The sequence below is a fragment of the Vibrio sp. 10N.247.311.13 genome, assembly GCF_041467595.1.
In the GTDB taxonomy this organism is placed as follows: domain Bacteria; phylum Pseudomonadota; class Gammaproteobacteria; order Enterobacterales; family Vibrionaceae; genus Vibrio; species Vibrio crassostreae_C.
This window is the reverse complement of record NZ_JBFSUX010000021.1, coordinates 23,580-46,662: the sequence shown is the minus strand read 5'-3', so window position 1 is coordinate 46,662 and position 23,083 is coordinate 23,580. Positions and strand designations below refer to the sequence as shown.

17 protein-coding genes are annotated in these 23,083 nt (G+C 47.0%); 3 read left to right on the top strand and 14 right to left on the bottom strand.

Annotation, left to right across the window (positions count from 1 at the left end):
• Positions 1-45: 45 nt before the first annotated feature.
• The 7 genes from prmA to AB6E52_RS11255 form a co-directional block, all read right to left on the bottom strand.
• Complete coding sequence (gene prmA / locus AB6E52_RS11285) at positions 46-933, bottom strand: 50S ribosomal protein L11 methyltransferase (protein WP_017055901.1); 888 nt, start codon at positions 931-933, stop codon at positions 46-48.
• A gap of 170 nt (positions 934-1,103) precedes the next feature.
• A complete protein-coding gene (accC, locus tag AB6E52_RS11280; protein WP_102320311.1) occupies positions 1,104-2,447 on the bottom strand; it encodes an acetyl-CoA carboxylase biotin carboxylase subunit in 1,344 nt (447 codons plus the stop codon).
• A gap of 15 nt (positions 2,448-2,462) precedes the next feature.
• Complete coding sequence (gene accB / locus AB6E52_RS11275) at positions 2,463-2,915, bottom strand: acetyl-CoA carboxylase biotin carboxyl carrier protein (RefSeq protein WP_017062707.1); 453 nt, start codon at positions 2,913-2,915, stop codon at positions 2,463-2,465.
• A 74-nt stretch (positions 2,916-2,989) separates the two neighbouring features.
• Entirely contained in the window at positions 2,990-3,439 is a 450-nt protein-coding gene (gene aroQ, locus AB6E52_RS11270) for a type II 3-dehydroquinate dehydratase (RefSeq protein WP_010435475.1), read from the bottom strand.
• Positions 3,440-3,761: 322 nt separating this feature from the next.
• On the bottom strand, positions 3,762-5,711 hold the full coding sequence (gene acs / locus AB6E52_RS11265) for an acetate--CoA ligase (protein WP_009844693.1): 1,950 nt from the start codon (positions 5,709-5,711) through the stop codon (positions 3,762-3,764).
• 218 nt (positions 5,712-5,929) lie between these two features.
• The gene (locus AB6E52_RS11260) at positions 5,930-6,562 is read right to left on the bottom strand and encodes a 3'-5' exonuclease (protein WP_102320310.1); all 633 of its coding nucleotides are present in this window, start codon (positions 6,560-6,562) and stop codon (positions 5,930-5,932) included.
• A gap of 11 nt (positions 6,563-6,573) precedes the next feature.
• Positions 6,574-8,406: a DUF294 nucleotidyltransferase-like domain-containing protein gene (locus tag AB6E52_RS11255; RefSeq protein WP_102320309.1), complete on the bottom strand. Its 1,833-nt coding sequence runs from the start codon at positions 8,404-8,406 to the stop codon at positions 6,574-6,576.
• 232 nt (positions 8,407-8,638) lie between these two features.
• On the opposite strand from AB6E52_RS11255, the gene AB6E52_RS11250 reads away from it, so the two are divergent.
• Together AB6E52_RS11250 and AB6E52_RS11245 are read left to right on the top strand one after the other, a co-directional pair.
• Positions 8,639-9,835 (top strand): 3-phenylpropionate MFS transporter, encoded by a 1,197-nt coding sequence (locus tag AB6E52_RS11250; protein WP_017062710.1) that lies wholly within the window; start codon positions 8,639-8,641, stop codon positions 9,833-9,835.
• Between the two features lie 118 nt (positions 9,836-9,953).
• Positions 9,954-13,385: a PAS domain-containing hybrid sensor histidine kinase/response regulator gene (locus AB6E52_RS11245; protein ID WP_102320316.1), complete on the top strand. Its 3,432-nt coding sequence runs from the start codon at positions 9,954-9,956 to the stop codon at positions 13,383-13,385.
• Between the two features lie 116 nt (positions 13,386-13,501).
• Here AB6E52_RS11245 and AB6E52_RS11240 read toward each other — a convergent pair whose 3' ends face one another.
• From AB6E52_RS11240 to AB6E52_RS11225, 4 genes are all read right to left on the bottom strand, one after another.
• On the bottom strand, positions 13,502-14,887 hold the full coding sequence (locus AB6E52_RS11240; protein ID WP_102320308.1) for a lyase family protein: 1,386 nt from the start codon (positions 14,885-14,887) through the stop codon (positions 13,502-13,504).
• A 12-nt stretch (positions 14,888-14,899) separates the two neighbouring features.
• The gene (locus AB6E52_RS11235) at positions 14,900-15,286 is read right to left on the bottom strand and encodes a hypothetical protein (RefSeq protein ID WP_017062714.1); all 387 of its coding nucleotides are present in this window, start codon (positions 15,284-15,286) and stop codon (positions 14,900-14,902) included.
• Between the two features lie 200 nt (positions 15,287-15,486).
• Positions 15,487-17,190: a sodium:solute symporter family protein gene (locus AB6E52_RS11230; RefSeq protein WP_017062715.1), complete on the bottom strand. Its 1,704-nt coding sequence runs from the start codon at positions 17,188-17,190 to the stop codon at positions 15,487-15,489.
• 10 nt (positions 17,191-17,200) lie between these two features.
• The gene (locus tag AB6E52_RS11225; RefSeq protein ID WP_010435433.1) at positions 17,201-17,467 is read right to left on the bottom strand and encodes a DUF4212 domain-containing protein; all 267 of its coding nucleotides are present in this window, start codon (positions 17,465-17,467) and stop codon (positions 17,201-17,203) included.
• A gap of 426 nt (positions 17,468-17,893) precedes the next feature.
• Between AB6E52_RS11225 and AB6E52_RS11220 the strand changes: the two genes are divergently transcribed.
• Positions 17,894-19,645 carry a potassium/proton antiporter gene (locus AB6E52_RS11220; RefSeq protein WP_102320315.1) on the top strand — a complete coding sequence of 584 codons (1,752 nt, stop codon included), beginning with the start codon at positions 17,894-17,896 and terminating at the stop codon, positions 19,643-19,645.
• Here AB6E52_RS11220 and AB6E52_RS11215 read toward each other — a convergent pair.
• From AB6E52_RS11215 to AB6E52_RS11205, 3 genes are all read right to left on the bottom strand, one after another.
• Positions 19,642-20,271, bottom strand: coding sequence for a response regulator transcription factor (locus AB6E52_RS11215; protein WP_017062717.1), 630 nt, complete (start codon positions 20,269-20,271; stop codon positions 19,642-19,644). The genes AB6E52_RS11220 and AB6E52_RS11215 overlap by 4 nt on opposite strands.
• A gap of 212 nt (positions 20,272-20,483) precedes the next feature.
• Positions 20,484-22,334, bottom strand: coding sequence for a protein-disulfide reductase DsbD (locus tag AB6E52_RS11210; protein WP_102320307.1), 1,851 nt, complete (start codon positions 22,332-22,334; stop codon positions 20,484-20,486).
• A gap of 175 nt (positions 22,335-22,509) precedes the next feature.
• The gene (locus AB6E52_RS11205) at positions 22,510-22,998 is read right to left on the bottom strand and encodes an arginine repressor (RefSeq protein ID WP_102320306.1); all 489 of its coding nucleotides are present in this window, start codon (positions 22,996-22,998) and stop codon (positions 22,510-22,512) included.
• Positions 22,999-23,083 lie beyond the last annotated feature (85 nt).

Genomic DNA, 23,083 nt, shown 5'->3' with positions numbered 1-23,083 from the left:
TTGTAATTTGTTTAAATTTCAGTCAATTAGCGCCCAAAGTCTTGTCTAGCCTTGCTTGCGACCTGAGATTCGACACCATTCTTGTTGTTCGATGATCGGATCAATGTGAAGCTCATCACGATAATAAGTGGCAACATCTTCTGCTTGTGTATCTAAAACACCCGACATCGCAAGTACACCATTTGGCTTAACTAGGCCCTTGATGATGCCAGAAAGGTCGCGTAATGGACCCGCAAGAATGTTGGCAACAACAACGTCTGCTAGCAAACCTTCCGGTTGATCTTGTGGCAAGAACACCTCTAGTTGCTCAGCAACGCCATTGCGTTGTGCGTTGTCTTTTGATGCAAGCAGAGCTTGAGGATCAATGTCGATCCCGATAACTTTTGCTGCGCCTAGTTTGATCGCAGCGATCGCTAGGATGCCTGAGCCACAACCGAAGTCGATCACGGTTTTGCCTGCAAGGTCTAAGCCTTCAAGCCACTCAAGACACAATGCCGTTGTCGGGTGAGTACCTGTACCAAATGCAAGGCCAGGGTCTAGCATTACGTTAACAGCGTCAGGTTCAGGGATATCGCGCCAGCTAGGGCAGATCCATAAACGCTCACCAAACTTCATTGGGTGGAAGTTGTCCATCCATTCACGCTCCCAATCCTTGTCTTCAATTTGCTCTACTTTATGAGCAAAGTCTGCAGGGAACATGTTGCTTGCTTTAATCTGCGCTAGAACGACACCAGTATCAGTCTCAGCGTCGTAAAGCGCGAGAATGTCAGTATCACCCCAAAGGCGAGTTTCGCCTGGCAGAGGCTCAAATACAGGGGTATCTTGTGCATCCAGGAAAGTTACAGAAAGAGCACCAGTCTCTTCCATTAACATGTCGCCGATTTGTTCGGCATTTTCATTGGTAGCATTAAGCTTGATTTGAATCCAAGGCATGGCTGCATCTTCTATATGAGAAAAATTGGATGGCGATTCTAGCAGAAAATATGAGCAAATTCACCAAAACCCCACGGAATATAATGGGGATTAAAGATTGATTTTTTCGGCGGTTCAAAAACAAAAATGCTCACCGAAGTGAGCATTTTGACTGTTCTTAAACGAACGGATTATGACAAACCAAGTTTCTTCTCAAGGTAGTGGATGTTTGCACCACCGTGTTGGAAGTTTTCGTCGTTCATAATAGACAGTTGAAGCTCAGTATTAACGTTAATACCTTCAACAATCATTTCACCCAATGCGTTCTTCATACGAGCGATAGCAACATCACGGTTCTCACCGTAAGTGATCAGCTTACCAATCATTGAATCGTAGTGTGGTGGCACTGTGTAACCCGTGTAGATGTGAGATTCCCAACGTACGCCCATGCCGCCTGGTGCGTGGAAACGTTCAATCTTACCTGGTGAAGGTAGGAAACGAACTGGATCTTCAGCATTGATACGACATTCGATTGAGTGGCCACGCAGCTTAATGTCATCCTGAGTGAATGATAGAGGCTGACCAGCTGCAATACGTAGCTGTTCTTTCACTAGGTCGATACCCGTTACCATTTCAGTAATCGTGTGTTCAACCTGGATACGAGTGTTCATTTCGATGAAGTAGAATTCACCGTTCTCGTATAGGAATTCAAATGTACCTGCACCGCGGTAACCGATCTCAATACATGCACGAGTACAACGTTCGCCAATGTACTTACGCATCTCTTCAGTGATACCTGGAGCTGGCGCTTCTTCCACAACTTTCTGGTGACGACGTTGCATTGAACAGTCACGCTCACCTAGGTGGATAGCATTACCTTGGCCATCTGCAAGCACTTGTACTTCAATGTGACGTGGGTTTTCTAGGAATTTCTCCATGTAAACCATGTCGTTGTTGAAACATGCTTTTGCTTCAGCACGAGTCATCGCGATAGCTTCTGTTAATTCTGCTTCAGAACGAACAACACGCATACCACGACCGCCGCCGCCGCCAGATGCCTTGATGATAACTGGGAAGCCAATGCGTTTAGCGTGCGCTTTGTTTTTTGCTTCGTCGTCGTTAAGAGGGCCGTCAGAACCTGGTACACAAGGTACGCCAGCTTTCTTCATTGACGTGATAGCTGACACTTTGTCACCCATCATGCGAATGGTTTCAGCTTTAGGGCCAACGAAGATAAAGCCACTGCGCTCTACCTGTTCTGCAAAGTCTGCATTTTCAGATAGGAAGCCGTAGCCAGGGTGAACAGCTACTGCACCTGTAACTTCAGCTGCGCTGATGATACGAGGGATGTTTAGGTAGCTATCGATACCACGAGCTGGACCGATACAAATGGTTTCGTCTGCAAGCAGTACGTGCTTAAGGTCACGGTCAGCAGTTGAGTGAACCGCTACCGTTTTAATGCCAAGCTCTTTACATGCACGCAGAATACGTAGTGCAATCTCACCACGGTTCGCGATTACTAATTTATCTAACATAATGAGTGCTCTCTATTATTCGATAATTACTAGAGCTTGGTCGAATTCTACTGGTTGACCGTCTTCAACTAGGATAGCTGTTACAACACCAGATTTATCAGCTTCGATTTGGTTCATCATTTTCATTGCTTCAACGATACATAGCGTTTCGCCAGCAGTTACAGATTGACCAACTTTAACGAATGGTTTTGCGTCTGGGCTTGGAGCGCCGTAGAAAGTACCAACCATTGGAGAAAGAACTTGGTGACCAGCTGGAACTGCAGGAGCTGCTGCTTCTGCTGCTACAGGTGCCGCCGCAGGAGCTGCTGCCGCTACAGGTGCTGGAGCAGCTGCATATTGAACAGGTGCTACAGGTGCAGTGCTGTTACGACTGATTCGTACTGACTCTTCACCTTCAGAGATTTCTAGCTCAGAAATACCAGACTCTTCAACCAATTCGATTAGCTTTTTGATTTTGCGAATATCCATTGTTTCTTTCTCTTTATCTGTTAATTGAACTTACTCTATGACTGAGTAGGTTAGTAATAGTTCGTTGTTTATGTTTACTTTGAGTTGAGCTTGCTGAGCGCAGCGGTCAAAGCAAATTGATAACCTTGGGCACCTAAGCCACAAATCACACCTTCTGCTTTATCAGATAGGTAAGAGTGGTGACGGAATGGTTCACGCGCGTGAACATTCGATAGATGAACCTCAATAAATGGTATGGCAACGCCAAGTAGTGCATCACGCAGTGCCACACTGGTATGTGTAAAGGCTGCTGGGTTGATAATAATAAAATCAACATTTTGATAAGCACTATGGATCGCTTCAATCAGTTCGTACTCACGATTTGACTGTAAGTGAGATAGCTCAACATCGTGTGCTTTCGCTTGCTCGGTCAGTGAGCTAATAATCTGGTCAAGTGTTTGAGAACCGTAGTGTGCGGGCTCTCTAAGGCCTAACAGGTTAAGGTTTGGGCCATTTAAAACTAGAATGCGAAACTTTGTAGACATCGTGGGGCTATCTTCCTTTATCGTGTTTACGAACGTGAATGTTGCCATTTTATTGAAAATTTGCGGTTAATTTCCAGTGAGAAAAACCCAAATTTAAAAATTAGAACCAGATTATAGCTAATTCAGCGCAAATCGCAGCAATTTACTGGTCTAATCTCCTATTGATACAGCTTGGAATTGTTACCAACTTAACAAAAAAGCGTCTTAGCCTTAATTTGGGGCGGGATATTTGAGATCAAGATCAGCCATAAAAAAACCGCCACATAGGTGACGGTTTAGAAAGTGCTGTTTTAAACAGTGATTAGCTGTTGTGATTGGTTGCTTATGCCAGTTCTGCTTTCTCGGCAATCAGCTTATCAACCACGCTTGGGTCGGCCAGTGTCGAGGTATCACCTAGGTTACCTGTATCGCCAGTCGCGATTTTACGCAGGATACGACGCATGATTTTACCCGAACGAGTTTTTGGTAGAGAGTCGGTCCAGTGCAGTACATCTGGCGTTGCAATTGGGCCAATCTCTTTACGTACCCAGTCTTTCACTTCTTTATGAAGCTCTGCGGTTGGGAACTCACCATCATTCAGCGTGATGTAAGCGTAAATCGCTTGGCCTTTAATATCATGAGGGATGCCCACAATCGCGGCTTCTGCAATCTTATCGAACGCGACTAGAGCCGATTCAATCTCAGCAGTACCCATACGGTGACCTGATACGTTAAGTACATCATCGACACGCCCCGTAATCCAGTAGTAACCGTCTTCATCACGACGAGCGCCGTCACTGGTGAAGTACATGCCTTTAAAGGTCGAGAAGTAAGTCTGTTCGAAGCGGTCATGATCGCCATGAACGGTACGCATTTGGCCTGGCCAAGAGTCAAGAATCACTAGGTTGCCGTCTGTTGCACCCTCAATGATGTTACCCATGTTATCAACCAGTGCCGGTTGCACACCGAAGAATGGACGAGTTGCAGAGCCCGGTTTCAGGTCTGTTGCGCCTGGTAGCGGTGCAATCAAGATACCGCCCGTTTCTGTTTGCCACCATGTATCAACAATTGGAGATTGCTCATTACCGATTGTTTTGTAGTACCACTCCCACGCCTCTGGGTTGATAGGTTCACCCACTGAGCCCATGATTCTTAGGCTGTCACGAGAAGTACCTTCAACGGCTTCATTGCCTTTCGCCATCAATGCACGAATAGCCGTTGGCGCCGTATAAAGAATATTAACTTGGTGCTTATCGACCACTTCGCTCATGCGGCTGGTGTTCGGGTAATTTGGCACGCCTTCAAACAGAATCGTTTTTGCGCCATTAGCAAGCGGTCCGTAAACAAGATATGTGTGACCGGTAATCCAACCCACATCGGCTGTACACCAGAAAGTCTCGCCTTCTTGGTAATCGAATACGTATTTGAAGGTCATCGCAGCATAAACAAGGTAGCCACCTGTGGTGTGCATAACGCCTTTCGGTTTACCTGTTGAGCCTGACGTATAAAGGATGAATAGTGGATCTTCTGCGTTCATCTCTTCTGGTGGGCAATCTGCAGATACATTAGCAATAGCATCATGCCACCACACATCGCGATGTTCGTGCCATGCCACATCACCGCCAGTGCGTTTGAATACAACAACCTTCTCGATGTTTTTCACTTCAGGGTTCGTCAGTGCTTCGTCGACATTCTTTTTCAATGGAACCGCGCGGCCGCCACGCACGCCTTCATCGGCAGTGATAACGACTTTAGAATTTGAATCGATAATACGACCAGACAGTGCTTCTGGTGAGAAACCACCAAATACGACTGTGTGAACCGCACCAATACGGGTACATGCCAGCATGGCTACTGCCGCTTCTGGCACCATTGGCATGTATAAACAAACCACATCACCTTTGCGCACGCCTTGCTCTTTTAGAGCATTTGAAAACAGGCACACTTCTTTGTGTAGTTCATTAAAAGTTAGAGTTTTGTCATCAGCCGGGTCATCGCCTTCCCAGATGATAGCGACTTCATCACCGCGCTCAGCAAGGTGGCGGTCGATACAGTTAGCCGAAACGTTAAGCGTGCCATCTTCAAACCAGCGAATATCAATGTGGCCAGGATCGAAAGAGGTGTTTTTGACCTGTGTGAAAGGTTTGATCCAATCAACGATTTTTCCGTGTTCACCCCAAAAGCCTTCAGGGTCAGAAACAGATTGCTGGTACATGGCTAGGTAAGTGTCATTATCCGCGTGTGTGGTTGATTTAATATTTTCTTTTACCGGATAAACGTGGGCTTCACTCATTGCATCTCTCCTTGTGCCTACATTCCTAATGAACTGGCAACTTCCTTTGTGTTCAGTTTCTAGGTCTATTACAGAACCGTCTGTGTGTTATCACTCTCGGCTAGGACGGCGATTTCCACAATTAGACTTTAGGATGAGACGCTGCTTTTCACTTACAAAATAGCGAGTTAAGTTCATTTTTGAGATGTTGCTCTCTATGTGAAGCGCCAGTGGTTGAATTAAGAATAAGAAGAGTTGAAACGGGGCAGGTCACCATGTTTCAGGCGAACAAAGATCAGCGCAGCGGAGATAGCGTCTTGTAATGCATCATGTTTATTGACAGGGATGGGTAAATCGAGCTGGCGACAGATGGCATCGATGCTGAGATCAAAATAGGCATTAGGCAGCTGTCTTTCGAGTTTGTCTTGATAGAGTTGGCTCACTTCGACTAATCGGTTAGGCAGTGGAAATCCAAGCTGTTTTAAACAGGCGCGGTCGAGAATTTTTTTGTCATAGCGGATGTGATAGCCGACTAAAGGACGATTTCCAATGAAGTTCAGTAGCTCGATTAAAGCCTGTTTTTCCTCGATGCCGTGTTTTAGATCTTGATGACGAATGCGGTGGATTTTTATTGAATTGCAATCGAGCGATTGTGGGGCGCGCAATCGGACTTCAAAAGGTTGGCTGGTAATGATCCGGTTACCGATGATCTTGGTTGCGGCAATGGTGACTAATTCAGCCTGATTGGGGTCTAGGCTGGTGGTTTCACAATCGAGCGATACATATTCATGATCAATAGGCGCAGTAAACAGAGGCTGATAGAGAGAGCCTTTGAGCTTGTGATGCCAGTAATAGCGAACCAACCTATTCATCGTTCAATTGCCTAATCCCGTATCTGATAGTGGTAGCCGAGCCATTGCTTGAATTTCTTCACCACGTGCAGGCTATGACGAAGCAGATCCCTGTCTGCTCGCTCCATCAGTTTGACGTTAATTTTGTTGCTGCTGTGCTGTTGAGAAAGCCTTTGGGCTAAGCGCCACTTGAAGAATTGCTTGAGCGCTTCACTGAGATTATCGGCAGTACTTTGCTCAAGCACTTTCTTGCTGACCAGTTGCTCAATGCGTTCGAAGGTGTTGTTTACGGTGACACCATGCTCAAGACAAAGCGCTCTCACACCATGCACGATAGGGAAAATACCACCTTGTTTGATGTCGAGTCCGGACTTGGATTGCTTCACATTACCAAACAGGGTCAGGGGAACCGAGAAGTTCAGAGCAGGGCGGCAGAACTCGGTCAGAATCAATTCTTGTCCGAGCATCAAATCACTGAGGTGCTGTTTGACTGGTTTTAATAACTCTCTATTCCCCGCCACTGCGTGTGCATCTGCCATGATCGCGATATCCATCACGGTGTCTGGCGTGGTTTTTTTTACCCAATGGGTGAGGGTTTGTTTCCACTCTTGTTCTGAATGCACCCATTTCGGATTGTTGACCATCACGTTGCCCGGACACAGTGGGTAACCCAATTGTTGAAGGGTATGAGTGAGGTCGTTCATGGCACTTTGGCATTGATGCCACTCCAAACCATCTTGAATTATTAGCGCGTTGTCTTGATCGGTTTTGAGAATTTGTTCCCCGCGGCCTTCGGACCCCAACACAATTAGGCAGCAATGATTATGCAGTGCCGGTGGGATCACCAACTCAAAAGCCTTCTCTATGATCTGTTCGTTGACCGCAGAAATCAGTTCCATGATAAAGCGTGTGCGAATCCCATTACTGAGCAAGCTCTCGACCAGTTGACGCTGTTTGTTGGACGCCATTGCCAATTCTTCAACGCTGGTGGCGCGCGCAATACGCAAAGTAAGAACGTGGGAGTGTGTGGAGAATGCACTGAGGATCTGTGTCATATCCAACATACCGACCGCATTTTTACCATCACAAACCATCAACCTTTTCACTCGATTTCTGGTCATGGTAATCATGGCATTAAATAAGAAATCGCCTTGGTTCACGTGCATCACCGGAAACGTTGCGATCTCACCGACAGGCGCATCCAGTGGGAAATTATCGAGCATCACAGCATGCAATAAATTGGTTCGAGTGACGATTCCATGCGGTAAGGAACATGATGATCCAAAAGCTTTTGGATCATCATGTTCCAAATGAACTAGGGCCGAGTCTAACCCTTGTTCTTTAAGGGTTTGAGTGACTTGGTTGATCGGTTGGTTTGGTTCAAGTATCAGTGGTGGGTGATAGATAGAGTCATCCACTTTGGTCAATATAAACTCGGCAAGATTCTGTTGCTGCTGGGCGGCTTCTATCAAAGCTTTTCGTGTTGATAGGTTGCTATCAAAGTAGGCAGCGAATTGGCCATTGGCGTGGTAAAGCTCAAGAAAAACATCGGTGGGCAGCAGATAACTTAATGTATCTTCGAGTGCGATATATTGGTGTTTGGTGTGAGGTTCAAACTGGCTGCGGACATCAAAAATATCGTCATTGGCATAGTGTGCGTAAATCTCACCATCACTGCTCGCGCGCTCTTCAACAGCCCCTTTGATCAAAATATGCAGGTGTCGGCTCGGCCTTTCAGCTTCCAGTATCACTTCTTGGGAGCGGTAGTACACCACGTCTAATGAAGAGCGAAGCTTCAACTGTTCGGCGTCGGACAGGCTATCGAAGGGTGGGTGCTGCATATTAAATTTGTCAGGCATAAGCATCACAAGAAGAAATGGGAGTCTTTAATCAGTCTGACAAAATACCAGCGAAGCTCCAGACGACTTTAGTCTAAATGCGAGTGTGGATATTAATGAGCATGAAATCTCTTATTGAAATGCGATACCCAGGCCCATTGAATATGGGAATACTATCCTAGTAATAATTCCCTTTTTCATCGTATGCGAGATAGGCATAATTGGTGCTGCCTTTTTCCGCACACTTTATAGGTCATTTATGTTTAGCCCTTCACCCTATGGCTGGATCTCTCAGTATTTTCTTGGTTTCTTTTTTGCGTATGGCGTGTATTTGCCATTTTGGGCGTTGTGGTTTGAAGACCAAGGCGTGTCTGCTGGTGATATTGGCGTATTGATTGGTATCGGCTTTGCGACTCGTTGTGTGGCCAACTTAGTGATTACGCCGCGTATCCATAAAGTGGAACACTTGATGCCAGCGCTACGCTGTTTGAGTTTCGCTGCGCTGCTGTTTGTCGGTTTCCACTTCTTCACCGGTGGCAGCTTTATACTGATGTTGTTGGCAACGGTACTGTTTAACCTCTGTTGTGGGCCGATCATTCCTCTTTCTGATGCGATGGCTAACCATTACAGTCGTTTGAAAATGCTCGACTACGGCCGAACTCGTCTTTGGGGATCAATTGCCTTTATCGCAGGTTCAACGGTTGTTGGCTATTTGGTGGCACAATTCGGCACTGACATGATTTTGTATACTGCGCTTGCCGGTGTGTTGCTGTCATTAATTCTGGCGATGAGAAATCCTAACGTGATGCCAGTAACGCAATCTGAGCAACAAGCGGCGCGACCAAAACTAGGTGAACTGCTGCGTGAGTCGTCAGTGGTAAAGTTTTTAGCCTTGATGGCGCTGCTGCAAGGTAGTCATGCGGCTTACTACAGTTTTAGTGCGATTTATTGGAAAGAAGCGGGTCACTCAGAAGCTATCATCGGTTACTTGTGGAGTTTAGGTGTTGTTGCTGAAGTGGCCGTATTTGCTCTGAGTAAGCGATTATTCTCAGGCTGGTCACTGCGTACTTTGTTTGTCGTCGCGGCTATTGGGGTGATGGCGCGTTGGGGTATTACCGCATCAACGACAGCGATTTTCGCACTGGTTATGGTGCAGCTACTGCATGGCGTGACCTTTGCCATGGCACACATCGCCGCGATTCAATACATCCAATCTGAAGAACAAAACAAGATGGTTGCGCTACAAGCTCTGTATAACGCGATTCCATTAGGTGCCTTTATTGCACTGATGACCACCTTAAGTGGTTGGGGTTATGAGCTTTGGGGTGCAAATATCTTCTGGGGTATGGCTGCTATGGGTGCACTTGCTCTGTTCATTAAGTTGGATGAAAGAAGTTCAGTGGTTGAGATTAATCAATCAGATTCGGAACAGTCAGAATCTCACAGCAAATGCTGATAATTAGAGTCTAAAGCACAGAATTTAAGCGATGCGATTGAGTTAATCACCCATCCTTAGTTAAATGAAACCTCTCCCTTATGGAGAGGTTTTTTTATGGATGAAAAAAGGGTTTTCAATGCAAGGATGGATAGTAATTCCAGTCTCTTTAGCCTACTTGGGCGTGTTATTTCTGATCGCTTGGTATGGAGACAGGCAGGTTCGTTGGCTATCGCGTTGGCGCCCGTGGATCTATAGCCTTTCGATTGCCGTGTATTGTACCTCTTGGACCTTCTATGGAACGGTCGGGCAGGCGAGTAACAACCCTTGGTCTTTTTTACCCATTTACCTCGCCCCGATTCTAGTCTTTACACTAGGCTGGCGGATCTTGGCGCGGCTGATCCTGATTGCGAAGCGGGAACATATCACCTCCATTGCCGACTTTATCGCGGCTCGTTATGGAAAATCTCAGGGCTTAGCGGTGGCGGTGACGGTTATCGCCGTGGTTGGTATCCTTCCTTATATTGCTCTGCAACTGCGTGGTATTACCATGGGGTTGGATATTGTTGCACCCAACCTAGCGGCTGACTTCGGTTATCAGGACTATCATGTGTCTTGGTTTGTGGTCGGTGCTTTGGCTATTTTCACCATGCTGTTTGGTACAAGACACATTGATAACACAGAGCATCACCGTGGCATGATGATGGCGGTGGCGTTTGAATCCATCGTTAAGCTCGCGGCATTCCTGATCGTTGGCCTATTCATCATGTATCTGGCGATGAGCAGCGACAAGATCGACTTGCTTGATGTGGCGGCTTCCACCTACGAATCACCCAATATTCCGACCTTAATTATTCATACCGTTTTAACCATGTTGGCGATTGTCTGTCTGCCACGCCAGTTCCATACCATGGTGGTAGAGAACGAACGTCCTCAAGACCTGCATACCGCTCGTTGGTTGTTTCCGCTTTACCTGATTTTGATGGGACTGTTCGTGCTGCCAATTGCTTGGGCAGGACAAGGACTACTTACTGGTATGCCAGCGGATACCTATGTGATCAGTGTGCCAATGTCAGAAGGCGCTAATCACATTGCCTTGCTGGCTTTCCTTGGTGGTACGTCTGCGGCAAGTGGCATGGTGATAGTGTCGACCATCGCCTTGGCGATCATGGTGTCGAATGATTTAGTGATGCCATTGTTACTGCGCCGTATGCGCCTAACTCAAAGAACCCATCGACACTTTTCTGGCCTGCTATTGGTGATTCGCCGCGGGCTAATTTTACTGCTGTTACTGGGTGCTTGGCTGTTTTATCAGGCGCTCGATACCATCCATTCACTGTCAGCGATTGGCTTTCTTTCCTTTGCTGCGATTGCTCAATTCGCGCCAGCACTTATTGGTGGTTTGTACTGGCGCCCGGGTAACCGCAAGGGCGTGTATGTCGGCTTAATGGTGGGCTCGTTGATTTGGCTGATTACCTTGATGAGCCAAACCAGCATGTTGGCTGGCGACAGTGACAGTAACCTTTTACTGTGGATTATCACGCCGCCAGAACTGCTCAGTAGCTGGAATATCAGCAGTTCAAACTGGGGCATTGTGCTGAGTATTGTACTTAATACCTTGTGCTATGCCGTGGTTTCGATGACGACTCGCCCAAGCCTAAGTGAGCGCTTACAATCAGCAGCATTTGTTGGCACGCCGCTGCCTGAAAACGAGAATATCAGCCTTTACCAGAACCGAGTGACGGTCGCTGAATTAGAGATGCTGGCGTCGCGTTTTGTAGGCCGTAAGCGTGCCAAAAGTGCCTTACACAGCTATTGGCAACAACACGGTCAGCCGCTGCTTCCTAATCAACAAGCGCCTGCAAGTCTGATTCGACACGCAGAGCGCGTGCTCGCCGGAGTATTCGGTGCTTCGTCTGCTAAGTTAGTACTTACTTCCGCTTTACAGGGAAGAAACATGCAGCTTGAAGAAGTCGCGACCATCGTGGATGAAGCTTCGGAACTGTACGACTTCAGCCGTGGTTTACTGCAAGGCGCGATTGAACATATTGGCCAAGGCATCGCAGTAATCGACAAACAAATGAGGCTGGTGGCGTGGAATCAGCGCTATCTAGAATTGTTTGAGTTCCCGGCTGGTTTGATACAAGTGGGCAGGCCGATCTCCGATGTGATTCGCCATAATGCTCAGCAAGGTTTGTGTGGTCCGGGTGACCCTGAAGATCATGTGCGTCGCCGTGTTTATCATTTGGAGCAAGGCACTCGACATACCTCTTCTCGCATTCGTCCTGATGGTCGAGTGATTGAAGTGCAAGGTAACCCGATGCCAAGTGGTGGCTTTGTGATGAGCTTTACCGACATCACGGTATTCCGACAAGCAGAGCAAGCGCTAAAAGATGCCAACGAAAGTTTGGAATCGAGAGTGCATGAGCGAACTCAAGAACTCGAAAAACTGAACCATCGCTTGGTAAAAGCCACGCAGATTTCGGATCAAGAATCACAATCTAAGAGTCGTTTTCTAGCCGCGGTAAGCCACGATTTGATGCAGCCGCTCAATGCCGCGCGTCTATTTGCTTCGTCACTGTCTGAGGTGGCAAAAGAGCAAGAGGTGAAGCAATTGTCATCTCACATCGAGAGTGCACTTGGCGCCGCAGAAGATTTGATTGGTGACTTGCTGGATATCTCTCGATTGGAGTCCGGAAAGTTAGAAACCAACATTCACGCGATTGCCGTGCATGACGTATTAACCAATTTGAACGCGGAATTTAGCGCTCTAGCGAGACAACAGAAAATTGAGTTTAAGATGATTCCGTCGTCATTGTTCATTCATTCAGACCCTAAGCTGTTGAGGCGTGTGATTCAGAACTTTTTGACCAATGCGTTCCGCTATAACCCGGAAGGGAAAGTGGTACTGGGTGCGAGAAGAGTGAATGGACAGGTTCGAATTGATGTGTGGGATAATGGAACCGGTATCGATGAAGACAAGCAACAAGAAATCTTTGAAGAGTTTACTCGTGGCAGCCAAGTACGAGCCGATCAAGGATTGGGGTTAGGGCTGGCTATCTCGAAAGGTATTGCTCATGTGCTTGGCCATCAAATTTCGATGCGCTCATGGCCGGGGCAAGGCAGTGTCTTTTCCATCACCTTAGCTAGAGCGGAAAAAGTGGCTCCAGTTGTGCAAGCTTCGACGCCAATGGCGACCAGCGACATCGAACATCTCAAGATATTGTGTGTCGATAATGAACGAGAAATCTTAGTCGGTATGGAAAACCTGATCGGACGTTGGGGCTGTGAGGTTAAGACGGCGGTTGATTTGGTCGAAAGCTTGCAGTGCCTAGATGAGGGTTGGCTACCTGATGTGATTTTCTCTGATTACCGTTTAGATAATGGCAGAACGGGTCTCGAAGTCCTGCAGCAGTGTCGCTTGCGCCTTGGAGATTCTTTTGAAGGTGTCATCATCAGTGCCGATAGAACCGATGACATGTTGGCAGCGATAAAGGCCAACAGCTTTAGCTTTATTGCCAAGCCAGTGAAACCACTTAAGTTAAGAGCGGTCTTGAATCGAGTGAGCTAGTTTGGGTTAACAGGCTCGGATTAGTACGTTCGTGAGCGGATAGTGAAAAGGCCTCAGATGAGGCCTTTTTGTCTCTGTTTTTTTTGCGAACGCCGATTCGCTTGTTAATTCAATAACTAACCAGCAATGCCACCTTGTGTCAGTGTGGTTGGATCAAGCAGTTTACTGAGCTCTTCTCGGCTAAGATCGGTTTCTCTTTCTGCGACATCCAGAATTGGTAAGCCTTCTTTGTAAGCTTTCTTGGCAATATCAGCCGCCTTCAAGTAGCCAATCACAGGGTTAAGTGCGGTCACTAGGATTGGGTTCTTTGACAGTGCCAAATCGAGATTGTCTTGGCGTACCGTGAAGGTCGCGATGGCTTTGTCCGCTAAAGCGACTGAGCTGTTTGCCAATAACTCAATATTTTCCAACACGTTATGAGCAATCACTGGCAGCATCACATTAAGTTGGAAGTTACCTGATTGTCCGGCTACGGTAATGGTGGTGTCGTTGCCAATGACTTGCGCCGCCGCCATAGCTGCAGCTTCAGGAATCACAGGATTTACCTTGCCAGGCATGATCGATGAGCCTGGTTGTAGAGCCTGTAATTCAATTTCCCCTAAGCCAGCCAACGGCCCAGAGTTCATCCAGCGAAGATCGTTTGAGATCTTCATGATCGCAACTGCTGCCGTTTTGAGCTGACCTGACAGCGCAACGATCGCGTCTTGACTGCTGAGGCTAAAAAAGAAGTTTTCACTCGAGCTAAAACTGATCTTTGTCGATTGAGACAGGTTACTCGCAAACTTATCGGCAAAGCGTGGGTCAGCATTGATCCCTGTTCCAACCGCAGTACCACCTTGTGCTAAAGCCTTGATAGCGGGCAGGGTGTTCTCTATTGCTTGCTTAGCGTGTTCTATCTGAAATTTCCAACCACCTAGCTCTTGAGCAAAGGTCATTGGCATCGCATCCATTAGATGAGTGCGGCCGGTCTTCACGACCTCCGCAAGTTCCTGTTGTTTGATGGTGAGTGCTTCAGAAAGGTGAGTTAATGCAGGTAATAGCTTATTTTCAGCCATCAAAGCAACGCTCACTTGAATTGCGGTTGGCACCACATCGTTACTGCTTTGGCCCATGTTGACGTGATCATTGGGGTTCACGTCGCCTTGCAAGCTTCTTGAGGCAAGCGTAGCAATCACTTCATTGGCATTCATGTTGGAACTGGTACCTGAACCGGTTTGGTAGACATCGATAGGGAATTGATCGAGGTGTTTACCCTCAATGATCTCTTGGCTGGCTTCGGCTATCGCGTTGGCAATATCACCTTCCAGTAGACCTAACTGAGCATTGGTATCTGCCGCTGCCTGTTTAATTAACGCCAGTGCTTGAATAAAACTGGTCGGCATCTTGTGAGAGCTAAACGCGAAGTTATACGCTGCACGCTGAGTTTGTGCTTGGTATAGCGCATCGGCAGGGACTTTCACTTCGCCCATGCTGTCTTTTTCAATCCGAAATTGTAGGGTCATGTTCTATCCTTGTTAGCCAAGTGGGGCTTGGACTTGTTGTAGTGTTTGGCTGAGATTCAAAAAACGCGCTTGGCCTTGAGGTTGCTGGCAGTAGTGGCGCTTCAAATAAAATAGTGGTGAGTGAATAGAGTCTAGGCAGATATGACGAAAGGCGAAACTGCGCTGAGGAGACTCAATCGCTTCAATCAAATGAAAGAAAACTTGGCGTAGATACAGCTCGCACAACAAGATGTTTTCTTGAGCGGCATGCTTTTCATAGTAAGCCGAAAGCGTCAGTGCACACTCGATATACTCTCGAATTACAAACGGCTCATGGCCTTGAACTTGTTCTAATGAAGCAAAGCGATCCTGTGCTTTGTAAAATCTCGAATAGAGAACCTGCTGCTCTTTCATCATCATCTGCATCTCTTTATTGGATGTTAATGATAATTATTATCAAATAAAATTTTAAAAACAACCCTTTGTTTATCTTTTTATAAAGTGAGCAGAAAAAGAAAAAGCCGATACACGAAGTATCGGCTTTCTGGAGTCAGTACCTAATCCCTACAATGTAAGTACTGATTCATTTTTTGCTAAACATCTTTGTTTAATGGTCGTGCTTAGTGGTCGTGAGCTTCACCTGCACCTTTCGGGTAACGGATGTTCTCAACCATATCTTGTACATCTTGTGGTACTTCAGCAGTTACTTTGTTTACAGCAATCGATACTACGAAGTTTAGACACATACCTAGCGTACCGATGCCTTCTGGGCTGATACCAAACCACCAGTTTTCAGGTGTGCTTGCTGCTGGGTTAATGAACTTGAAGTAGATGATGTAGCTTGCTGTGAAGGCAATACCTGACAACATACCTGCAATTGCGCCTTCCTTGTTCATCTTCTTGTAGAAGATACCTAGGATAATCGCTGGGAAGAAGGATGCTGCGGCTAAGCCGAAGGCAAACGCTACTACCTGTGCTACAAAGCCTGGTGGGTTAATACCTAAGTAACCGGCACCGACAATCGCGACCATGGCTGCCAGACGAGCGGCTAACAGCTCCTGCTTGTCGGTCATGTTTGGTCTGAAGCCTTTCTTCAACAAGTCATGTGAAATCGACGTTGAGATGACCAATAGTAGACCCGCGGCTGTTGATAGTGCGGCTGCTAGGCCACCGGCTGCAAGCAGTGCTACAACCCAGTTTGGTAGTTTCGCTAGCTCTGGAGAAGCCAGTACGATGATGTCACGGTTAATCTTCATCTCGTTGCGCTCATCGCCCGAGTAGAACATTTTGCCATCGCCGTTCTTATCTTCCCAACCTACTAGGCCAGTGCTTTCCCAGTTTTTGTACCAGCTTGGTGCGTCCGCTGCAGCGACACCTTGCATGTCAGGGCCGTTGATTGTTTCGATCATGTTTACACGAGCGAATGCTGCAACGCCTGGTGCTGTTGTGTATAGCAATGAGATGAACAGTAGTGCCCAACCCGCTGAGATACGAGCATCACGTACTTTTGGTACCGTGAAGAAACGAATGATTACGTGTGGAAGACCCGCAGTACCGACCATTAGAGCCGCACAGATGAAGAATACATCTACCATGCTCTTGTTACCTTCGGTATAGGCGGTAAATCCGAGTTCTTCGGTCAGTCCATCCAGTTTATCAAGAAGGTAAACATCTGTGCCTGATAGCGTAGAGCCCATACCAACTTGTGGAAGTGGGTTACCTGTCATCATGATTGAGGTAAAGATTGCTGGAACAAGGAAGGCGAAAATGAGGACACAGAATTGAGCTACCTGCGTATAAGTGATGCCTTTCATGCCACCTAGTACTGCGTAGAAGAACACAATACCCATACCAATGATGATGCCTAGGTTAATATCAACTTCTAGGAAACGAGAGAATACAACGCCCACACCACGCATCTGGCCTGCAACGTACGTAAACGATACGAAGATTGCACAGAATACCGCTACCATACGTGCCGTTTTCGAGTAGTAACGCTCACCGATGAAATCAGGAACCGTAAACTGACCGAACTTACGTAGGTAAGGTGCTAAACATAGCGCAAGTAGTACATAACCACCTGTCCAACCCATTAGGTAAACCGCACCGTCGTAACCAACGAATGAGATGATACCTGCCATTGAGATGAATGATGCTGCCGACATCCAGTCAGCAGCGGTCGCCATGCCGTTTGCTACTGGGTGTACACCACCGCCAGCAACGTAGAACTCACTAGTAGACCCTGCACGAGCCCAGATTGCGATGCCGATATATACCGCGAAAGTAATACCGACGAGAATAAACGTCCAAGTTTGAATATCCATGTTCTAGCCTCTAGTCTTCCTGTACGTTGTATTTTTTGTCGAGCGCATTCATGCGGACAACGTAAATAAATATCAGCGCCACGAAGGTGTATATCGAACCTTGCTGAGCGAACCAAAATCCTAGCTTGAACCCGCCAAACTGAACGGTATTGAGGGCATCCACAAATAAGATGCCAGCGCCGTAAGACACCGCAAACCAGACCGCGAGCAGTGTTCCCATAATTCCCAAGTTTTCCTTCCAGTAGGCTTGAGCATGTTCCGTAGATTCGAACGCCATTGCCTTCTCCTTTATTCCGTTTTCGTAGAAACTGTTTTTGTGAAACCGTTTTGTAAAATAGCGTGTTAACGTAATGTTACGATTTAGAATGTAGCAAGGATAAGTCAAGGGATCTGTGCAACTTTAGTCGGGATGGTATTAGCGCTAATGTACTGAAATATGGGAGCTAGGAGACATAACCATAGAAAAATGTGATGTTACAATGTTGTTAAATTAGCCAAAGGTCTAACAAAAAGGGATGAATTAGACTGCGAGTCATAAAATTTAACAACTAAATGACCGAGAAACGGTATTTAGCCCTGCGTATGACACGAAGGGAAACATAAGTTTGTTATAGTAACTAAAGCACTTTCATCGACCGTGCCATGCTTAGCGGCAGAAGATCAACATGCTTATATCTTGAGTTTTATTCTTTGGGGGAACGAATTGGACGCAATAACTATCAACCACTTATTTTTAACTGGTGCGGTGCTCATCGCCATCAGTGTGCTTTTCTCACAAGTGTCCTCACGATTGGGCGTTCCTATTCTTTTGATCTTTTTGTTCGTTGGTATGTTAGCGGGTGAAGATGGACCCGGTAATATTCATTTCGATGATTACTCACTGACCTACTTGGTGAGTAACCTTGCGCTTGCCGTGATTCTGTTGGATGGCGGTATGCGAACCAAGGTGGCGAGCTTCAAGGTCGCTTTCTGGCCTTCGCTCTCGCTGGCGACGATAGGTGTCGCATGTACAGCAACCTTAACCGGATTAATGGCGGCTTGGCTGTTTGACTTGTCATTAATGCAGGGCATCTTGGTCGGGGCGATTGTTGGTTCAACCGATGCGGCAGCGGTATTCTCTTTGCTGAAAGGACAGAGTCTCAATGAGCGTGTTGGTTCAACCCTAGAGATCGAATCGGGCACTAACGACCCAATGGCGGTCTTCCTGACGGTGACCTTAATTGCGCTGTTAGGTAACCCTGACGCTGAGATGGGGATGAACTTCCTACTGCAAAGTTTTGCGATGCAGTTTGGTATCGGTACTCTTGTTGGTATTGGCGGCGGCTGGGTTCTATGGAGCTTAATCAATCGAGTACAATTGGCTGATGGCCTTTATTCCATTCTGGTACTCAGTGGGGGCGTGGCTCTGTTTGCGCTCTCTAACATGCTTGGCGGCAGCGGCATCTTATCGATTTACCTAGTGGGCTTGTTCATTGGTAATCGTCCGACGCGCTCGCGACACTCGATTCTTAATGTTCTTGATGGCATGACGTGGCTAAGCCAGATCGTGATGTTCTTGGTATTGGGTTTATTGGTGACGCCATCAACGTTGATGGACATTGCTCTGCCTGCGCTGGCACTGGCCTTCGGTATGATTTTGTTTGCTCGTCCGCTGTCGGTTTGGTTGGGTTTGCTGCCGTTCAGAAGCTTTACCACCAAGGAACGTTGGTTTGTTTCTTGGGTCGGTCTACGCGGCGCGGTACCGATCATTCTGGCGGTGTTCCCGATGATGGCTGGCCTGCCTAATGCTCAGCTTTACTTCAACATCGCGTTCTTCGTGGTTATGGTGTCGCTGATTGTTCAAGGCGGCAGCTTGATGAAAGTCGCGAGATTGGCTCAAGTGACGCTACCTCCAACGCCGACACCGATTTCTCGTACCGGTATGGAGATTTATCCGACCAGTGAGTGGGAGATGTTTGTTTACAAATTGAAAGACGAGAAGTGGTGTGTCGGCGAGCCGCTTAAACGCTTATCTATGCCAGAAGGGACGCGCATTGCGGCAGTGTTTCGACAAGATGCCATGCTTCACCCATCAGGCAGCACCGTGTTAGAGGCGAACGATATCTTATGTGTGCTTGGTCAAGACAAAGATTTGGACAGCTTAAGTTCGTTGTTCAGTGAGGCGCCTCTAGCAGAAGAGGCGGCACGATTCTTTGGTGACTTCTTCTTGGATGTTGAGCTATCAGTTGCGGCAGTGAGTGATTGTTATGGTATTGAACTTGGCTCGGAAGAAGAGCGAGAAATGACGCTAAAACAATTGGTTGCTCAAGAGCTTGGCGCACACTCTGTATTGGGTGATAGCTTTGAGTGGCATGACATCACTTGGGTGGTTGCAGAGATAGATGATCATAAAGTCGTCAGGTTGGGTTTATGTTTACCTAAGACGACTTTAGAAGAGGATATCAGTGAAGCTTAATTGTGGACTTCTTGTAGCAAGATAACCGCTTGAGTACGATTTTTCACATCCAGTTTACGGAAGATGGCCGTCATATGTGCTTTGATGGTCGCTTCCGAAACATTCAATTCATACGCGATTTGCTTGTTAAGCAAGCCGTCAGAAAGCATCCCTAATACCTTGTATTGCTGAGGCGTCAGTGTGGAAATCTTTTCTGCAAGGTCGCTACACGCTGCATTATTGGTGATAAGCCCTTCAGGGAAGAACGGGTCGCCATTCAGCACTTGATTCAGTGCACTCACCAACTCACGCATATCACTCGACTTAGGAATAAAGCCAAACGCACCGTGGCTCTTCACCTGAGTGACCACGCTGGCATCTTCACTGGCAGAAACCACCACAATCGGTAGATCTGGGTATTCAGCGCGCAGTTGAATTAAGCCTGACATGCCATTGGCGCCCGGCATTTTCAGATCGAGCAGTAATAGATCCGGCTCGCCTTCTTTCTTTAGCAGAGTCAGTAAGGCATCGAGAGAATCGGCCTCAAGCAGGTTCGCACCACTGATCGCCATATGAACTGACTGAAACAGGGCGTTGCGAAAGAGAGGGTGGTCATCAGCAATGATGATGGTATAGGTCGAGTCCATGACGTTCATACTTTTAACAATTTAGTTAATATTTATTATCATCCTGATTGAGTATGTGGACAATATCTATGCATTAAAAGTCTGAACCATATCGACTTTTATCCCCGGAATAAGAAAGCGTTACTCTGAATAGCAAAAAAGCCGCACTGCCATCTCGTTACGGAGGGGCGGTGCGGCTTTCGATTCGGCTTATATTTTAGTGAATATTGCCGTTATAGCTGGTGGTTTTGCATGTGTTTTAAGAATACATCAGCAGGCATAAAACCGGTTACACGAGCATTTGGAACATGGTTACCCTCGCCATCCCAGAACTCAATCGTCGGTAAGCCAAGTACCTGTAATTGTTTAAGCAGTTCAATGTCTTGAGGCATGTTTCTCGTTACATCGGCTTGTAGCAGTACAAAGTCAGAAAGCTTGTTTTCCACATCAGCTTGATGGAAGGTGTACTTCTCGAACTCTTTACACGCCACACACCAATCGGCGTAGAAGTCGAGCATCACAGGCTTACCGAGTTTCTTCGCTTCGATGAGCTGGATTTCTAGCTCTTCAACCGTGTTGATGCGTGCAAATTGGATGTGCTGTTGTTCTACCGTTACGCTCTTCTCCGCAAACCAATAGTTCAATGCAGGCTGTGCCGAAGCAAACAAGCCAAGCATCGCGATGATGCCTACCGCACTCTGCTTCCAGCCGCCGAATGGCAGTGCATTCTTGCTATGGTACAGCCAACCAAAGGCGATGAAGCCAAGGCCAGACCAAAGCACGGTTGCCCACAATTCAGGAATGATGCGCTCTAGCAGGAAGATAGGTGCTGCCAGCAAGATAAAGCCGAATACGATCTTCACCTTGTCCATCCAGCTGCCCGCTTTAGGCAATAGCTTATTACCAAATACCGCAACTAAAATCAGCGGAATACCCATACCCATGGCTAATGCATACAGAGCAATCGCACCGGTAAATAGGTCGCCACTCTGAGCCACATACAGCAGCGCGCCTGACAATGGCGCCGTGGTACAAGGTGAACACACCAAGCCAGAGATAGCGCCCATTGCGAATACGCCCAAGGTATTGCCACCTTGCTGCTTATTGCTTTGATTGTTGAGCCAAGTTTGAATGCTGCTTGGCAGTTGCAGGTTATAAACGCCAAACATCGACATTGCCAACGCCACGAACAGAACACTCAGCGCGATCAGCACGTAAGGGTGCTGCATAGCGGCTTGGAACTGCATGCCTGCTGAAGCAACCACTAAACCTAATAAGGTGTAGGTTAACGCCATGCCTTGCACGTAAATAAAGGACAGCATCAGCGCGCGACCTTGGCTGAGTTTGCCACCACCTAAAACGATACCCGTTAGAATCGGATACATAGGCAGCACACACGGCGTAAAGGCTAAACCAACACCGAGTGCTAAGAATAATAGAGGGGTCCACCAACTGTCACCGAGCTTATCGGCTAAGCCTGCTTCTTTTGAAACAGGGGCATTTGGCTGTTGAGTCGTGTTACTTACAACGTCTGCTTTCGGAGATGTTGGTTGCGTAGAAACATCGGTTTCGTTGCCAGCAGAAGATGAAGCTTGTGAGTCACTACCTTGCGAACTAGCAGAACCTGTTGCTGTGAAAGGTTCAATGTCGATGATACGAGTCTCTGGTGGGTAGCAGAACCCTGCGTCCGCACAGCCTTGATACTTAACGATCAGCTGTGAGCCATCTTGGTAACTCTGCAGAGGAACTTGCACGAATAACGGCTGAGTATAAATGCTCACCTCACCGAAGAATTCATCTTGGTGCGGCTTACCATCTTCTAATTCAACATTACCGATAGCGAGATTTTGCCCGGTGAACGAGAGGCTATGTTGATAGAGGTAGTAGCCCTCTTTTACTTGCCAGTCGAGAAGGACTTTGTCGTCTTGCTGGTAGTAATTGAAAGGGAAAGCTTGGTCTACAGGGACAAAACCATTGTTATTGCCTCCGAAGCTTGGCTCGGCGTTGTCGTTCCCAAATAGCGCCCACGCAGGCTGGGTGAATAGGGAAACACAAACAAAAAGTAATGTGGCAAGTCGTCGCATACTATTTAGTCATCAAAATGGAGTTGAAGGTATCTTAACTCAATCAGACCGTAATAGTTTGCTATTAGTTTCATCGGCAAACAAATATCCCCTAAGGCGGGATAGCGATTTTATTGGGTAATCGAGTGGGGAGCTGCAATTCAACTTGAGTGACTTGCCTTTGTAAAAGAGACATTTAAGCTACACCCAAGCGTGCTTTTACTACTTGTTCGCAAGCATCAATATTCATCGTATCTTTTGGAATGATGAGCACAGTATCATTGCCGCCAACGGTGCCGATAATCTCAGTGTGTGGGTCGATATCAACTAATCTTGCGACTAGTTGTGCACAACCTGGATGAGTTTTTACGATGACCATCGCTTGGTTATGAGTGATGAATTCGATTTGCGATGAGATGGATGCATCGACACGAACCGGTGCACTTTCAACCGTGATGCAGTAAACCTTTTTACCGCAAGCATTCTGAATTTTGACAACACCAAGCTGTGACAAAATACGAGAGACGGTCGATTGGCTGATACCTGTATAGCCAATATCGACAAGTTTCTCTCGCAGTTGATTTTGGGTCGAGAAGCTTTGTTGTTGTAGTAAGCGTTTGCACGCTTCAGTCAGTGTTTTATCTTCAGCTGAATACAAGCAACCGTGCTCAGTGATTGGGTTCATGAACAACTCCTTAAGGTCAACATGTGGTTATCGCTTGTCCATAGCGCCGAGCGTACTCCCAAAGCCGTAGAGTACGATTGTTAAA

Bases quoted from the DNA above. Each gene is read 5' to 3' on its own strand.
- prmA (WP_017055901.1), bottom strand. From the start codon at position 933: ATGCCTTGGATTCAAATCAAGCTTAATGCTACCAATGAAAATGCCGAA.
- accC (WP_102320311.1), bottom strand. From the start codon at position 2,447: ATGTTAGATAAATTAGTAATCGCGAACCGTGGTGAGATTGCACTACGT.
- accB (WP_017062707.1), bottom strand. From the start codon at position 2,915: ATGGATATTCGCAAAATCAAAAAGCTAATCGAATTGGTTGAAGAGTCT.
- aroQ (WP_010435475.1), bottom strand. From the start codon at position 3,439: ATGTCTACAAAGTTTCGCATTCTAGTTTTAAATGGCCCAAACCTTAAC.
- acs (WP_009844693.1), bottom strand. From the start codon at position 5,711: ATGAGTGAAGCCCACGTTTATCCGGTAAAAGAAAATATTAAATCAACC.
- AB6E52_RS11260 (WP_102320310.1), bottom strand. From the start codon at position 6,562: ATGAATAGGTTGGTTCGCTATTACTGGCATCACAAGCTCAAAGGCTCT.
- AB6E52_RS11255 (WP_102320309.1), bottom strand. From the start codon at position 8,406: ATGCTTATGCCTGACAAATTTAATATGCAGCACCCACCCTTCGATAGC.
- AB6E52_RS11250 (WP_017062710.1), top strand. From the start codon at position 8,639: ATGTTTAGCCCTTCACCCTATGGCTGGATCTCTCAGTATTTTCTTGGT.
- AB6E52_RS11245 (WP_102320316.1), top strand. From the start codon at position 9,954: ATGCAAGGATGGATAGTAATTCCAGTCTCTTTAGCCTACTTGGGCGTG.
- AB6E52_RS11240 (WP_102320308.1), bottom strand. From the start codon at position 14,887: ATGACCCTACAATTTCGGATTGAAAAAGACAGCATGGGCGAAGTGAAA.
- AB6E52_RS11235 (WP_017062714.1), bottom strand. From the start codon at position 15,286: ATGATGATGAAAGAGCAGCAGGTTCTCTATTCGAGATTTTACAAAGCA.
- AB6E52_RS11230 (WP_017062715.1), bottom strand. From the start codon at position 17,190: ATGGATATTCAAACTTGGACGTTTATTCTCGTCGGTATTACTTTCGCG.
- AB6E52_RS11225 (WP_010435433.1), bottom strand. From the start codon at position 17,467: ATGGCGTTCGAATCTACGGAACATGCTCAAGCCTACTGGAAGGAAAAC.
- AB6E52_RS11215 (WP_017062717.1), bottom strand. From the start codon at position 20,271: ATGGACTCGACCTATACCATCATCATTGCTGATGACCACCCTCTCTTT.
- AB6E52_RS11210 (WP_102320307.1), bottom strand. From the start codon at position 22,334: ATGCGACGACTTGCCACATTACTTTTTGTTTGTGTTTCCCTATTCACC.
- AB6E52_RS11205 (WP_102320306.1), bottom strand. From the start codon at position 22,998: ATGAACCCAATCACTGAGCACGGTTGCTTGTATTCAGCTGAAGATAAA.